A 12,549-nucleotide genomic window follows, 5' to 3' on the forward strand; every position below is an offset into this window, starting at 1 on the left:
GGTGTTTTTCATTACACAACTGAAGAGTAGTAGATTTCATGAATGCCACAATTGATTTTCAGGGTGCTACGCCCTCAGCGAATTGCAAGTTTGAGATTCGGGTCAATGACGGTCACAGCGAGTCAAGAAAGTACGACTCAGACGGATCAACCACTGAGGTCAACATCAAACGCCTGCCGGTTTCGATTGAGATTCGCGAACAGTTCGCGGGCGAATCATCAACGTGAGTGATGTCGCCGCATACCACAATCGCTCATTCACCGTCGCATTGCTGCCTATCGGGCCGGGCGTCGGAAAACGCGACAATCCTGCGACACCAATCAATAAAGGTATCCGCTGGTAGTGTCGATTTCATTTGATTAACAACCTTGTGGACGACCTGTACGTTCGCCATCACATGGTCACCACCAGCAGCGATTGGGACAATATGATCCAGATTCGCATCCTCAGGCTCGAGTGGAAGCCCAGTCATCGAACACTTGAAGTCTTGAAGCTCCACCAACCGCCGAATACGCTTGGCAGTCGGCCGGTCGGTTGGCAAAAAATCCTCGCCCTTGAGTTGGGTCATTCCATTTTTCCTTTAGTGCGAATCCTCCGGCCACCAGCCGGGTTGATAGCTTTTGATGTACACCATCGCCCCCAGGGATCGGCGGTGCGTTCAGCATGACGAACCCACAATTCTGAGTCTCGCTTCATTCGATTGGAAGCCTCCCGCCAAGCACGTGTCAAATCGGTAGCGAGGTCGACCCCATCGCTTATCCCGAAGGACAACGAGCCAACACTGAATGGAAAGTAGCCTTGGGACAAATATTCATCCAGTCGTTCCATTTGCCTCGACCATGCTTGCCAGCCATCTTCCGGCGGCGCAATTTGCTTACGGGCACGTTCGGACAATCTGCGAAAGATGACCGCACATTGCTGCCCCCAAGCACCAGTGTCCCTCGTCACCGTTTCAGTCGTATTTCGATTGCCGTCACTTGCGGCGGACGATTGATCTTCCATTTACAAAACCTCGCAGGTTCTCATTGGATTCATGGAGCGGATGTGTTGGGTGTCACCCGCCCTTCGCTACGTGACCTTTCTTATTCGTGATTTTCGCCAACGGCAGGGCTGAGGTAGTCCGACCAGAATTCCATAACGTGTTCAGCGAGGCGGAAAGCAGATATTGTTTCACCAAACTTTGTCTTCGCATCGCCGTCAAGCGTGATAACAATTCCAGGTCCATGGTATTCCATCGCGTAGTTCTTGTAGTAGTTCGGGGCATAGCCCGATTTGCTACGGACTCCGTCTACCGACTCGTGATGCTTTGCCTCAACTTTAAAGTGCTTCATGCCATTTGCTAGATGGCTACAAATCTGGAGAGCGGGATGCGAATTACGGAGTCCCTCACGATTCTTTCTGTTTGCCCTACCAGGAAATACCCAATCTCCCATGTGCTCAGCAGTGACGAAAAAGTTGAACGCAAGGTATGGATCGCCTCTAGACGCACTCAGTCGCGCAAGATCGTCCTGGAGCTTCGCGAGTAGATCTCTCGGTGTCGAGAGTTCCATCAAATTGGTTAGCAGCGGATCACTCATGGCTTTGCAAACGTTCCAGTCGAGGAGGAGGAGTTCGGTTGACTTGCGTTTGCGGTAGCAGAGCAACCACCAACAAACTTTGATCTCGCAAGTTGGACAAATCCCGAGCCCCATTGGGTAGAGCCTTTAAGAACACGAAGAACTAATCGCGTTTCTCAGCCTACAGCTCTTTGTCGAGGCCGGACAGGTCGTGTAGCCTTGCTGCGCATTGAGTAGGTACGCAGCACAGTGACAGTCATTTCTCGCCAGTTACTCTCCCGAAAGTTCAGCATTCATCACATGAGTCCATCGTTCACGTCAATGGTTTACCTCAGCTACGGCTACGGAACCTGACCGTCGCACCCACGCGAAGTTAACTTTCTCTTGGTAAGGATTCGTCCGTTTCGGGCGGGACTACAATGTTAACGCGTGTCACAATCTCGGACAGCCTGTGGAAATATGCTTGGTAAACGGCAAGCGCGGCAAGCATCAAAGCAGCACCTGCTTCAGGCGTCGTATTCAGGAATGGCCGGATAAGGGTCAGGTCGTGTTTCGGGCTCGGCAGCATACCTCGTTCGATTAGCCGGTTCGACTGCGATAGAAACTTGTCATGTAAGTTGATTACTAATGGAAGGACTTCGGGTGTGTTGTAGTCAGCCTTGACGCGATGGGCAAATTTATTGCGAATATTCTTTACGGTACGCAATAGGCTCGCATCAGCCTCGGTGATGATGCCGAGGAGCAGTGCAAGTTGAATTCGGGCACCGAATGAGCCGCACGGCGCACGCCCGTTCTCGTTAAGACCGAGGAATTCTTCGTGTTCCTTTGCCTTGTCCACGAGGCGAAGGCTTAGGAGTTCGGCCAATGCAACGTCCAATACGCCAGCAGCGACGACCCCTAATTCGCGGCGAGGAAGGTTCCGATATTCCTCGTATACTCGGTCCTTGCCGGGAAAAACATCGTCGAGCCAACGTTCGACTTTCCATGCCATAGCGATATCCGATTTAAGGGCCTCGTGTTCGCCATCACCGGGTTGCCACCAGCGACGCCAGTTTCAGATTCAGTCCGGATCGGCAACTCCGGTAGATGCGGGTGTTATATCTCGGCGTCCGATTCTGCTGGACTATAACGATCAGCAAAGAAACGAAGGCGTTCGATCATCTCGTCCGTTAGAGCTTCACGGTTTTCGTCGAGGCCATGAACGACTGCGTTGCGAACCTGTCGCAGTTGATTAAGCTCGTTGTATTCTGCGTCGTCGATAATCGACGCATTATGAAGAAACCGGATGGTATCCAACGGAGATCGCCTGTGCCCCAGAAGGTCGTGGTCGCTAGCAGTATCCACAAGGCCCCGGTCAAGTTGGTTCCACAGTTGAATCAGAGTGCCGATTCGATCATTAAGGCCAGTGTATTGTGAATGAACCAAGTCGAAGCCGAACAGGTTTTTAAATAGCGAGTTGGCCAGTTCTGAATAGACGTCAACATTGTCGCGTGTAACGGTGAGGCCGAAGCCTTCGTGATACAGTTGGTTTCGCAACCGGTGGTACCATTCGATTGTGCCGAGATCGACACCAACTAACTTGTCGGACGCAAACTCTTCGAGTGCATCGAGCATGTTCGGAAAGCTGTCGGCGATCTGCTGCCGCCGTGCGCGAGGAATCGTCAGGCCGTTAATTCTGCTGGGAAGGTTCAAATACGTCTTAATCATCTGCTCGACAGCGTTGTCGACGAGAATCATCGCCAAACGGCGTTTCGTGTCGGTGTCGTCACGCATCAACTCGAGTGCGTGATGAAGGATTTCGTGTGGGCCTGTGGCCCACGGCTGCTGTTCGGCCATGAGTTACGACCACGGGAATTGAGGCATGGCAATTGGTTCAGCCCTATTCAGTAGGGACTTATTCGAGAAGTCGCGTAACACGGGATAAGTGAATCGGGTTGTCTTACCAATATCACTTAATTCACCAGCGAGTGGGAATCTTACCCACTATGCGTAGCTGCGGCAATGTTGCTAGGGATGGGGCTGCCCTGACGACACTCGCGAGCATCGATAGAACCACTGCATCAGCGGATGGTGCAGGCGAAAGCAACGAATTTAGTGCCCACTTTGGCTATGGTGTGACGCACTCGCGATTCCATGGGGCTGACGGACTCATTGTACGCCAACCGTGATTCAGCCTTCTCGCTCCCCGATTGCATCAGGGGTTTTGCCGAGGCAGCAATGGCAAGCAGCTCGTTCGGTTGGGTTAGACCTGCGTCAAGGTTTAAACTTCCATGAGTCGGTCCGAAGCTGCATCCGACAGATTCGGTAAGTCTTCGAAAAAGAAGGTAGGCGGATGGAGAAGACGACTACTGAAGTTCAGCAGATTGTGAATTTGGTGCGTGAGCGGAACAGGCAGGATCCCCAGGTATTGCGCAACGAGGGTTGCAGCGAGCATCAACGACGCTTCAGAACGGCAGCGATTCGCTTCAGGGCAGCGTTGACCGAATCGACATCTCCGTAGAAGACCTGACCGGTAGCATCTTGTCTCCGATGCTTCGACGCTGAAACGTACTCGTCATGAGCGTTGTCAAATCGCCTCCGTTGCAACGGTCCCATTCGGCGGCGCATGAGAGCGATGTCATCTTCGTTAATGTGAAAATGCCCCGCCGAATGCTCCCCAACTTCCCGATTTACATTGATGAATAGCTTGTCTGCGATTTCGTTGTATTCCTTCCGGCGTTCGGAAGCGATTCCTAGCCGATACCCGACCAGTCCGCCCAGCAATGCAGAGAACGCTGATATCAACAGAGCTACAACGGTGTCATCCATCAGGCTGCGTCTGACCGGAGTTTGGTCAATTCGTCGTCCCAGAACTTTGCTTTGACTTGGTCGGGATTTTCCTGACCTCCAGAGTAGTCATCTATCCCGTACTCTTTCGCCAACGTTGGCTGGAACTCGCTGACCGGACCCATCCCAGCGTTCTGGTTCTGCATGTAATAGAGTGCGACCAGACGAAAACGGGGATACCGTTTGACGATGTCGATCATGATGTCCTTAATCGCCTGGTAGCCCAAATTCAATGCATCACGCATTTCACGCTCAAGAATGTCGCAATTGATCATTCCGTCTCGCTTGAGGCCATCCCGAGCATCTTCTAGGTGTTGCTCAACCTTTGCCAGTCTACGTTCCGTTAGTTTGTACATACCGTCTTTCCTTGATAGGTGGAGTTCAGAACAAGCGAATTATCCCATTGCTAGCAAAACAGTCAAGTTCTTAAAGTTTTCTACCGTCGTAGGAAGCTGAGCGACGACCTTGCTACACCCAGGCCGTTGCACTCATCAATTCTGTTTCGGGCTCACCGATTGGTTGCACTCAGCGAGACTGCTGCACTCTCGCAAACTGCTGCACTACTTCCGAAAAAGCTGCACTGTTTCGCACACGCGCGGATAGCCACGAAAAAAATCGAGACAAGCAAAGTTTTCTTCGCCGATCTTCGGGAAAATCAGGAAGCTTCAGCTGACATCTGATCGGCTCCCGCCCAGGCGACTGAAGTTGGTAAACGTCTGGAACATCTTCCACACATCTTCCGGAAAACCCCAGCTTTCAACAGCATTTTGGGAGAGTTGACACCGGTTCGCCCTAGCCAATGATCACACCGGAGACCGACAAACGGTGTCGGTCGAAGAAGTGTCCCCGCGATGGCTGGCACCATCCGGGGACGTGGTCCCCAATCAGCAAGGATCGGGAACATGAGTGATTCTAACGAACAGCCCGCAGTAGGTGAGGTATGGCGAAACGTCGAAAACGGATTTCTGGTCCAGGTCGCCTGGACCGGCTACGGAACCGTCACCTTCGAAGTGCTGGAGCCGTTCGGGCGACTGGAACCCGGAACCCGGTATCCGTTGGCAGCAAGCGTGTTCGCGGGGTGGTACGTCAAGAACGACGAACCAGACGGGTTCAGTGAATTCTGGGAAGGCTACCTGTACGGGCTGGCATTCACCGCCACCAACGAGCGGGACGAACCAGTGGAAGCCTGGAGCAATCCCGGTGGTGACGTTCGCGAAGTCGTGGAGCCCTCTGAGGTTGAGCAGGCCCTGAAGGCCAGTGGCAAACGGGAAGAGCTACGGGGCGATTGTCTCGACTTCTTCGGGCAAGCTGCCGCGCTGATCTCAGGGAAGGAGCACGACGCTGGTTCGGACTTCCACCTGACCCGCAACGGTCATGGCGCCGGGTTCTGGGATGGCGATAGGCCAGAACATGGGGGCAAGCTTACCGAGCTCTCCAAGCCCTACGGATCGGCGGAACTTTACGCCTTCGGTTCGGAATGGGAGGTGACGTCATGAGATGCCCCGTCTACACCTGCCAGCTCATCCGCCAGACGTCGGTTCAGTATCGAGCAGGCGCCGCCACCTCCACCGCTGAAGCTAGGAGGATAGTTGCCGAGCTCACCCGCAGTACCCTGGAGAACTCACCCAGCGAGCAGTTTCTCGTTGTCACGCTGGACACCAAGCACAAGCCAATAGGGCTCCACGTGATCACCGTTGGCGTCCTGGATGCCAGCTTGGTTCATCCTCGTGAAGTCTTCCGACCTGCGATCCTGAACAACGCCAGCGCCATCCTTCTGGTTCACAACCATCCCAGCGGGGACCTGACCCCAAGCCGTGAAGATCACGTGGTCACAGATCGGATGAAGGAGGTCGGGAAGACGATCGGAATCAATGTGCTTGACCACATTATCGTTGGTCACACCGACGACGGCTGGCAGGCCCTCTCCATGGCAGAGTGCTAGGAACCGACCATTCAATTTCAACAAGCGACAACAATGGACAAGACGATGAAGACCGAAAACCCACCACGTTTCCGAAACACCCGCCAGCACGACGACAATGTTATCGTCTCGCTCAGACTCATCGAGAGAGTACGAGCTATAGCATCTCTTGGAACTAACGACAATGAATCGTTCCAAGACGTTATCAGCTCGTTGATACTCAGCCTCGCCGACAATGACTTGACCGAAGAAAACCGGAAGGCGATTGCATCCCTCCTTTCGAAGAAGAAGAACGGCAAGTAGCGTTCAGAACGAACCAACCCAAGAGTTCAGAAAGCACCGGTGTAACCATCGGTGCTTTTTTCATGCGCAATCGCAAACGATCTGCGTAGGGAGTGAGAGCCGGGGAATAACGGTCACCAGTACTGTCATCACATAAAGCAGCAGCCCTACTCAGAACGTTTACCAGAGAGAACACCGGAGCACCTACAGGGCGGTTAACAAGAATGCCAGAGCACCAGACGAAAGGGCTCATCAGACAATCCGGGGTAGCGTAAGAATCTTGTATAGAAGCTCGTGAAAAACAGAAGAGCCATTGGCCTACACTTCCAAGCATCAAAAACGCCAGCCCCCTCCCGGCATCCCATCTGAAAACCGCTCACCCGCTAGCCGTCCTTCGCGAAACGTTCCGAACGACTCCAGCACGACAAAGCACCCCCGCAGACGTTCCGAACACTTATATGTCCGCCTTTCCAAAGAATCACAGACGCCAAGTTCAGAACCTAAGTGTCTAAGTCGTACTTCGCTTTATATGGAAATTCTGAAAGTCAAACACGTCTGGGGACAGGTTGCCTGTGGGGCTGTTGCCCTTAACATCGGACCGGAACGATTCGCCCTAAATAACGAAGGTTTTCGCAGTAGATACAGCGTTTTTGGATCGTCGTGAAGTAAATCCGGGGGATGGTACGTTAGCTGCTGGGACGCTCCCCCACACACGACACCGAAAATTTTGCCGACTGGTGTCATGCATAGAGACATTGACTCCGGCAGTCCGGATAACCGTTTTCCTGCTAAGCAGGATTCCGAAAACCGGCATGTCAGTTTCGGAAATATTCCACCGGAAAATCCCGACCCCTCGGGCATAGACAGACGACAGATTCGTTCCGCAGAGACAACTCCTCACGAACTGCTCCAGCAGTCAATCCGCCTCCAGAAGACCTCCTGCAAAAAGGAACCGAATCCATGAACAATGCCGGTCACCAAATTGATCCGAGCAAGATCCTCTCCAGCTCGGAGATCACCTCTTTGCTCGCTGAATGCGAGAGACGGTCAAAACGGTCAATCAACTCTCAGATGAACCTCGTGTTGTTCCGGTGCGCCAGTTGTGTCGGACTTCGCGTCAGCGAGATCTCCGACCTGGAGCTACGGGACATCGTCCTGACCGATGTCCGGCCTCACGTGGTGGTGCGGAACGGTAAAGGCTCCAAACGCCGGAAGGTCCCATTATGGCTGGACCGATCGACTCTGAGTGACATCGCGAGCTGGAAGGCTTTGAGGGAGTCCCAGGGGGCTTCTCCGACTGACCCGTTCATCTGCCACCAACGAAAGTCCTCCCTCGGTCAGGCGTTGTCCGACAGAGCTCTGCAGTATCGGTTCAAAACTATTCTCGGTTGGTGCCTTGCACCAGAACGGGTTGAACAATTGAGTATCCACTCGGGTCGTCATAGCTTCGCCTCTCACCTTCTCAGGCGAGGGTTCTCCCTGGTCCAGGTCCGGGACTGGTTGGGGCATTCGTCGATCTCGACGACGTCCGTGTACCTCCACGTCGACCCGGACGAGGGCTCGGAGGTATTGAATGCTTTTGATTTCGCAGTTTGACACCAAGAAAAAAGTTTAAAAAGTTTCATGCTGTTTTTCCCAAAACCGGTATTATCTACAAACAGGAAGTGATTCTCCTGTGCCGACCGCTTTTCTTTGCGGCGTCTTTCAAACACCAGCCCGGAAACCCCTAGGGAAAATATGCGCCGGGCGAACTACAAGGAGAGCAAAATGTCTTTGCCGATCAACGTCCAAGGCAAACTGGTAAAAGCGATTAACCGACGACTTGAGAGTGAGTATCAGGCCGTCCATAGGTCATCAGATCGAGAGGTTGCCTGTCTCGGAGTGTGGCATCTGGTGGACACGTACCGAAACGTCGTCATCGATTCGCACATTGATGTACAGCAGTTTGCAGAGCGTGTCCTCGCCTGACATTAATCGCATGTAGCTCACCACCCCCGGCAATTGTCCTGCTGACTGCCGGGGGTGGTGGTTTTTCAATGCGCGGCCAACAAGAGCTCACCGACACGGCGGGAATGAGCCGGGAGGGCTCGGAGGTGCTGGATGCTTTTGACTTTGCTGCGTAGGGCGCGCCCACTCAGTCTCTAAGATGTGCCTGAGTAGGTTCCCTAAGCAAATTGAGGTACGCAATGAACATCTGGCAGAGTCTTATCGTCGGAGCGACGAACGCAATCGTCGCCGTAGCTGTCGCGAAGTGGATAAACCGTCGTTCCCTGAAGGTTGAGCGGACAATAAAGCTCGCCACTGCGTTTTGGTCTCCTGAAATGACCAGGCATCGACAACGGGCGTGGAAACATCGGCATGACATCCTCGCCAGTGAAACAGAGGACGCATCAAAGATTGGCGAGTATTTCCGAAACACGAATGTTGACGATCCAGTCCTTGATTCGTTCATGTGCGTTATCGGGCTGTTTCAGCAAACGTCCACGCTAGCGACCGCAAATGCTCTCGACCGGGATTCGGTCAGCTACAGAGAGCAATTCATGAGGTTCTACCACGAGGTCTTCGTTCCCGGCCTGGATGAGATCTCTTCAGACGATCAGAAGGAAGGCTGGGACGGCTGCAAAACGAGAATGCGAAACCTCTATGACTGGTTTAATAAGATTGACTGAGAAGTCATTGCTGGATTTGAGTCAGGTCCTCAGAAGAACAGCCCATAGTACCGAGTGACTTCGATCTCTGAACTGCTCCGAATCTCCGCAAGCTCGATCATCGCATTGCCAACCTCAAAAGCGAATTCTTGGTTCCGGCTCTTGGCCACGTCCGCCTTGAACCCGAGCCAAGCGAGCTGCCAGAGCGTTCCGACGAACTCCGTCTGGTTTTGCCCCTGCCCGGAAGAGTGGTCAGTGAACAGCAGACTGAATTTGACATCTCCTGACTCCATGAATTGAAGGAAGCTCGGGGACGAGAAGATTCCTTCATCGAAGTCACGAATGTTGATCATCATGTCATTGGCAAATGCAACATGAAGTTCATTGTCGAAACCCTCATTGAAGACCAACTCGGCGCCGACAATGACCCTTTCTCGCACGACGAAGTCGTACTCGGCTTGAAAGCCGTCTAGGATCTCTCTCTGCGGGTCGTCGTTGTTCTCTGCCATCGCTCAGTCCCGATACCGAGCGTTTCGCTTGCTCTCTTCTGCAACGTCGACCGGGAATTGATCGAAAGCTCTCTGACCGGCTTCCGTGATCTTTAGCGTCGTATCGTCGACTGCCGAGATTAGGCCGTCAAGCAACAGCTTCGATACGGATTCGCTTGGGCAGAGACTGTCCAGCAACCCCCACTTGATCCCTTCGCTGGACCTCCGAAGCTTTGCCAGTACGTTGTACTGGTTGTAGTTGATTTGTTTCGACATGTCGGTTCACTCTATTCTCAGCCGTTTGAAGACGGATTGTGTTGCCATGCAAATGGGGAATGAGAACCTGGAAAGTCGTTCAGATCCGACTTCGCCTCGTCTTTCGTTTCGTAAGGACCTCCGAGGATCATTCGGTGAGATCCCTGATTGTGCTTGGTCTGTTCGTCAATACTTGCAGGGTTCCCTTTGAACCCTTCGCTGATGTACCACTTGCCCTTCTCCGGCGAGATGTCCAGGTATGCCATTGGAGCCCTTTGTTGTCGAGTGTCGATTCCGTACTCACCAGGGAGCCATTGTATCGGCAGACGAGGCCATCGTCAGCAGACGCCAGTGACTGCTACACTACCGGCTTTCCAGCATGCCAAGGAACACCGTCATGGCCAAGAAGAAATCAGCACCAAAGAAACCCGTTACCCTGACCAGCGTCTACAACGATGTCGCGGGGAAAGCCGACACAGCCGGTCTGCAAATTAACGTTGCAGAGACCAAGCGGGTGCTGGCTACGTTCTTTGACGTCCTGGAAGACCTTCCGCCAGACGAAGCCTTTGACATCGTCGCGAAGGGGCTGAAGCAGGCCAAGGGGCGACGACGCTAGGTCCTGATCCCAAGCCGTCGAATTGGACGAACGAGAGACTACACCGGTAGGTGATCATCCCAGTCAAAAAGTCCGCCTGTAATCACTTCGTTCGACCACGATGAGTAGTCGACATACGGCAGCGCCTTTAGTTCATCTAGCCGACGACTCCCAAACCGCAAGCTGAATCCATGTTTCGCTTTGGGGAGCTGCGTCTCGATGTCGTCAACCCTCACTATGAAGAGGTGGATCACATTGTTGTCGGTGATGCAAACCGCTTGCGCAAATACCGGCTCAAGCCTGAACATGCCAGCGAAGAACTTTAGTTTTTCAAGATGCCTCGCATCGATCACGATTCCCCGTGATTCCATGCTGCCAGCCTTGAACATCCGGGTTTTTACCGAAACGGCAATTCGGCGATCAGATCGCTGGGCGATTAGGTCCGCGCCAACATGGTCAACGCAAGCAACCTCGAAACCTTTGCGGATCAACGTGTATGTAACGAGTCCTTCGCCAAAGTCCCCAAGTTGCTTTGGTGCTCTGCTATACGTCTTGTCCATTCGCCAATCCTAGATTCCGTACTGACCAGCGAGCCATTGTAGCAATTCGTTCAGCCGGTCGGCGATTGCAAGCCACCTGAAGAATTCAGTACGTCTCCGATACCGAGCCGCTCCCGCAGGAACGCCAGGCATTCATCCAGCCGATCGTCAGCAACCGCGATGTAGTGCTTTCCAGCCGTGCTGCTGGGGGCATCTCCCAAGAACAGTGTGGCCAAGTCCTCTCCGAATTCACCCGCAATGATTGAGGCTGAGGTCTTGCGGATGTGTTTTAGAGGAAGTTCAGATTCCATCTTCAGTCGTTTGCGAAACCTCGTGAAGGCGAGCTTGATGGAGTCATTCCGAGGAGCCCCGCCAACGCTCCGCGTGACCAGTTGCTCACCTTTTGCGTTGAGTAGTACCCGCTCACTGTCGTTGGAGCGGTGCTTCTTCAGCAATGCGAATGTCTCTGGCCAAAGCAGGTAGTTCGTTGTTGGGACATTCCCGGCCGCGTTTTCCAGCTTGCTCCGCCTCCGAATGATCCTGCCCGCTTTCCAATCTACTTGAGTCTGCCGCAATTCCGAGATGTCGAACTGGTACATTCCACAGTTCAACGTCAAAAGCAAGAAAAGTCGCATCCGATCATCGGCATCAAGTTGACGCTTGTTTGGCGCCTTGCCGTCGATCCTCCCTCCGGTCAAGTAACGGTGTATGACCTCCGTTTCGATGGTCTGAACCGTTGTGACAGGGACTTCGATCGAGAGTCCTTTCAGGTTCTTCGGTGGGTACTCGATCGCTTCGACGTCTTCCACTAGATATCGCACGAAGTGTTTCAACGTTTTCAGGCAGTCCATCGCGTAGGATCGACTGATCGGTTTGTCCGTAGCAGATGTTTCTGCTTCAAGGAAGTTCCGGTACGCGCGACAATGCGAACCATCCAAGGTTGATACATCTGCTGAAACATCACACCAGTCGCGGTATCGGTTGACTCGGTACTTGCTCACCTTTGGATGCGCAGATTCAAACATCAGCAGGAGTCCACCAATCGTCCGTTCGTTGGGTGTTTCAGTGGACCGTTCCCAGGGACGCTCTGTGTGGACTGTCGCAGCGATGGGTGCCAGTGCGGCTCTTGCTTGTCCAACGAACTGGTCTTGGCTCTGTAGCGAGTGAGCGACGGCTCTGGGCGGGCTCTCAGGAGCGGGGGTGCTTGGAGGTAACACAATGGTGCCATCGTCCTCGACGCGCAGCTTGATGCCCCGGAGCAATGCGACCTGGAGCAGACTTAGGACCTCGTTCGATGCAGTGTGTCTGACAACGTCGTCTCTGCGTTCGCTGCTGTCTCGAAGCGATTGAAGGATCGCCACGAGAGCTGCTTCGTTCGAGCCAACCGGAAACGTGATCGTCTTGTCAATCTCCTGCTTCTTAGCTTCCCATGCAGAGAG

General features: G+C 53.4%; 17 protein-coding genes. 6 read left to right on the forward strand and 11 right to left on the reverse strand.

What is annotated here, in order from left to right; translation table 11 throughout:
• Positions 1 to 253: 253 nt before the first annotated feature.
• From UH5x_RS22935 to UH5x_RS22960, 6 genes are all read right to left on the reverse strand, one after another.
• Complete coding sequence (locus tag UH5x_RS22935) at positions 254 to 568, reverse strand: HNH endonuclease signature motif containing protein (RefSeq protein ID WP_482633789.1); 315 nt, start codon at positions 566 to 568, stop codon at positions 254 to 256.
• A gap of 514 nt (positions 569 to 1,082) precedes the next feature.
• Positions 1,083 to 1,577 carry a hypothetical protein gene (locus UH5x_RS22940; RefSeq protein WP_482633790.1) on the reverse strand — a complete coding sequence of 165 codons (495 nt, stop codon included), beginning with the start codon at positions 1,575 to 1,577 and terminating at the stop codon, positions 1,083 to 1,085.
• A 352-nt stretch (positions 1,578 to 1,929) separates the two neighbouring features.
• A complete protein-coding gene (locus tag UH5x_RS22945; RefSeq protein WP_482633791.1) occupies positions 1,930 to 2,547 on the reverse strand; it encodes a hypothetical protein in 618 nt (205 codons plus the stop codon).
• Positions 2,548 to 2,651: 104 nt separating this feature from the next.
• Positions 2,652 to 3,392 (reverse strand): hypothetical protein, encoded by a 741-nt coding sequence (locus UH5x_RS22950; protein ID WP_482633792.1) that lies wholly within the window; start codon positions 3,390 to 3,392, stop codon positions 2,652 to 2,654.
• A gap of 597 nt (positions 3,393 to 3,989) precedes the next feature.
• The gene (locus UH5x_RS22955; RefSeq protein ID WP_482633793.1) at positions 3,990 to 4,364 is read right to left on the reverse strand and encodes a hypothetical protein; all 375 of its coding nucleotides are present in this window, start codon (positions 4,362 to 4,364) and stop codon (positions 3,990 to 3,992) included.
• Positions 4,364 to 4,738 (reverse strand): hypothetical protein, encoded by a 375-nt coding sequence (locus UH5x_RS22960; RefSeq protein WP_482633794.1) that lies wholly within the window; start codon positions 4,736 to 4,738, stop codon positions 4,364 to 4,366. Before UH5x_RS22960 ends, UH5x_RS22955 begins: the two co-directional genes overlap by 1 nt.
• Before the next feature lie 546 nt (positions 4,739 to 5,284).
• On the opposite strand from UH5x_RS22960, the gene UH5x_RS22965 reads away from it, so the two are divergent.
• The 4 genes from UH5x_RS22965 to UH5x_RS22980 all read left to right on the forward strand — a co-directional run bounded on the left by UH5x_RS22965 (position 5,285) and on the right by UH5x_RS22980 (position 8,181).
• Positions 5,285 to 5,878 (forward strand): hypothetical protein, encoded by a 594-nt coding sequence (locus UH5x_RS22965; protein ID WP_482633795.1) that lies wholly within the window; start codon positions 5,285 to 5,287, stop codon positions 5,876 to 5,878.
• A complete protein-coding gene (locus UH5x_RS22970; RefSeq protein ID WP_482633796.1) occupies positions 5,875 to 6,324 on the forward strand; it encodes a JAB domain-containing protein in 450 nt (149 codons plus the stop codon). The genes UH5x_RS22965 and UH5x_RS22970 overlap by 4 nt, the downstream gene beginning before the upstream one ends.
• Before the next feature lie 45 nt (positions 6,325 to 6,369).
• Complete coding sequence (locus UH5x_RS22975; protein WP_482633797.1) at positions 6,370 to 6,606, forward strand: hypothetical protein; 237 nt, start codon at positions 6,370 to 6,372, stop codon at positions 6,604 to 6,606.
• Positions 6,607 to 7,545: 939 nt separating this feature from the next.
• A complete protein-coding gene (locus UH5x_RS22980) occupies positions 7,546 to 8,181 on the forward strand; it encodes a tyrosine-type recombinase/integrase (RefSeq protein ID WP_482633798.1) in 636 nt (211 codons plus the stop codon).
• A gap of 258 nt (positions 8,182 to 8,439) precedes the next feature.
• Here UH5x_RS22980 and UH5x_RS22985 read toward each other — a convergent pair whose 3' ends face one another.
• Positions 8,440 to 8,565, reverse strand: a complete 126-nt coding sequence (locus UH5x_RS22985; RefSeq protein WP_482633799.1) for a hypothetical protein — start codon at positions 8,563 to 8,565, stop codon at positions 8,440 to 8,442.
• 206 nt (positions 8,566 to 8,771) lie between these two features.
• Between UH5x_RS22985 and UH5x_RS22990 the strand changes: the two genes are divergently transcribed.
• The gene (locus tag UH5x_RS22990) at positions 8,772 to 9,254 is read left to right on the forward strand and encodes a hypothetical protein (RefSeq protein WP_482633800.1); all 483 of its coding nucleotides are present in this window, start codon (positions 8,772 to 8,774) and stop codon (positions 9,252 to 9,254) included.
• Positions 9,255 to 9,283: 29 nt separating this feature from the next.
• Here the strand turns inward: UH5x_RS22990 and UH5x_RS22995 are convergent, their stop codons facing one another.
• Positions 9,284 to 9,742, reverse strand: a complete 459-nt coding sequence (locus tag UH5x_RS22995; RefSeq protein WP_482633801.1) for a hypothetical protein — start codon at positions 9,740 to 9,742, stop codon at positions 9,284 to 9,286.
• Positions 9,743 to 9,745: 3 nt separating this feature from the next.
• Positions 9,746 to 9,997 carry a hypothetical protein gene (locus UH5x_RS23000; protein WP_482633802.1) on the reverse strand — a complete coding sequence of 84 codons (252 nt, stop codon included), beginning with the start codon at positions 9,995 to 9,997 and terminating at the stop codon, positions 9,746 to 9,748.
• Positions 9,998 to 10,373: 376 nt separating this feature from the next.
• On the opposite strand from UH5x_RS23000, the gene UH5x_RS23005 reads away from it, so the two are divergent.
• The gene (locus UH5x_RS23005) at positions 10,374 to 10,592 is read left to right on the forward strand and encodes a hypothetical protein (RefSeq protein ID WP_482633803.1); all 219 of its coding nucleotides are present in this window, start codon (positions 10,374 to 10,376) and stop codon (positions 10,590 to 10,592) included.
• Positions 10,593 to 10,630: 38 nt separating this feature from the next.
• On the opposite strand, the gene UH5x_RS23010 is transcribed toward UH5x_RS23005, so the two are convergent.
• Positions 10,631 to 11,131: a hypothetical protein gene (locus UH5x_RS23010; protein WP_482633804.1), complete on the reverse strand. Its 501-nt coding sequence runs from the start codon at positions 11,129 to 11,131 to the stop codon at positions 10,631 to 10,633.
• A 50-nt stretch (positions 11,132 to 11,181) separates the two neighbouring features.
• Positions 11,182 to 12,135: a hypothetical protein gene (locus UH5x_RS23015; protein WP_482633805.1), complete on the reverse strand. Its 954-nt coding sequence runs from the start codon at positions 12,133 to 12,135 to the stop codon at positions 11,182 to 11,184.
• Positions 12,136 to 12,549 lie beyond the last annotated feature (414 nt).

The organism is Rhodopirellula sp. UH5, from assembly GCF_056839225.1.

Excerpts from the sequence above, each read along its gene's own strand:
- UH5x_RS22970 (WP_482633796.1), top strand. The coding sequence starts at position 5,875 with ATGAGATGCCCCGTCTACACCTGCCAGCTCATCCGCCAGACGTCGGTT.
- UH5x_RS23000 (WP_482633802.1), bottom strand. The coding sequence starts at position 9,997 with ATGTCGAAACAAATCAACTACAACCAGTACAACGTACTGGCAAAGCTT.
- UH5x_RS22935 (WP_482633789.1), bottom strand. The coding sequence starts at position 568 with ATGACCCAACTCAAGGGCGAGGATTTTTTGCCAACCGACCGGCCGACT.
- UH5x_RS22980 (WP_482633798.1), top strand. The coding sequence starts at position 7,546 with ATGAACAATGCCGGTCACCAAATTGATCCGAGCAAGATCCTCTCCAGC.
- UH5x_RS22975 (WP_482633797.1), top strand. The coding sequence starts at position 6,370 with ATGAAGACCGAAAACCCACCACGTTTCCGAAACACCCGCCAGCACGAC.
- UH5x_RS22965 (WP_482633795.1), top strand. The coding sequence starts at position 5,285 with ATGAGTGATTCTAACGAACAGCCCGCAGTAGGTGAGGTATGGCGAAAC.
- UH5x_RS22960 (WP_482633794.1), bottom strand. The coding sequence starts at position 4,738 with ATGTACAAACTAACGGAACGTAGACTGGCAAAGGTTGAGCAACACCTA.
- UH5x_RS22950 (WP_482633792.1), bottom strand. The coding sequence starts at position 3,392 with ATGGCCGAACAGCAGCCGTGGGCCACAGGCCCACACGAAATCCTTCAT.
- UH5x_RS22955 (WP_482633793.1), bottom strand. The coding sequence starts at position 4,364 with ATGGATGACACCGTTGTAGCTCTGTTGATATCAGCGTTCTCTGCATTG.
- UH5x_RS23010 (WP_482633804.1), bottom strand. The coding sequence starts at position 11,131 with ATGGACAAGACGTATAGCAGAGCACCAAAGCAACTTGGGGACTTTGGC.
- UH5x_RS22985 (WP_482633799.1), bottom strand. The coding sequence starts at position 8,565 with ATGCGATTAATGTCAGGCGAGGACACGCTCTGCAAACTGCTGTACATC.
- UH5x_RS22945 (WP_482633791.1), bottom strand. The coding sequence starts at position 2,547 with ATGGCATGGAAAGTCGAACGTTGGCTCGACGATGTTTTTCCCGGCAAG.
- UH5x_RS23015 (WP_482633805.1), bottom strand. The coding sequence starts at position 12,135 with ATGTTTGAATCTGCGCATCCAAAGGTGAGCAAGTACCGAGTCAACCGA.
- UH5x_RS22990 (WP_482633800.1), top strand. The coding sequence starts at position 8,772 with ATGAACATCTGGCAGAGTCTTATCGTCGGAGCGACGAACGCAATCGTC.
- UH5x_RS22940 (WP_482633790.1), bottom strand. The coding sequence starts at position 1,577 with ATGAGTGATCCGCTGCTAACCAATTTGATGGAACTCTCGACACCGAGA.
- UH5x_RS22995 (WP_482633801.1), bottom strand. The coding sequence starts at position 9,742 with ATGGCAGAGAACAACGACGACCCGCAGAGAGAGATCCTAGACGGCTTT.
- UH5x_RS23005 (WP_482633803.1), top strand. The coding sequence starts at position 10,374 with ATGGCCAAGAAGAAATCAGCACCAAAGAAACCCGTTACCCTGACCAGC.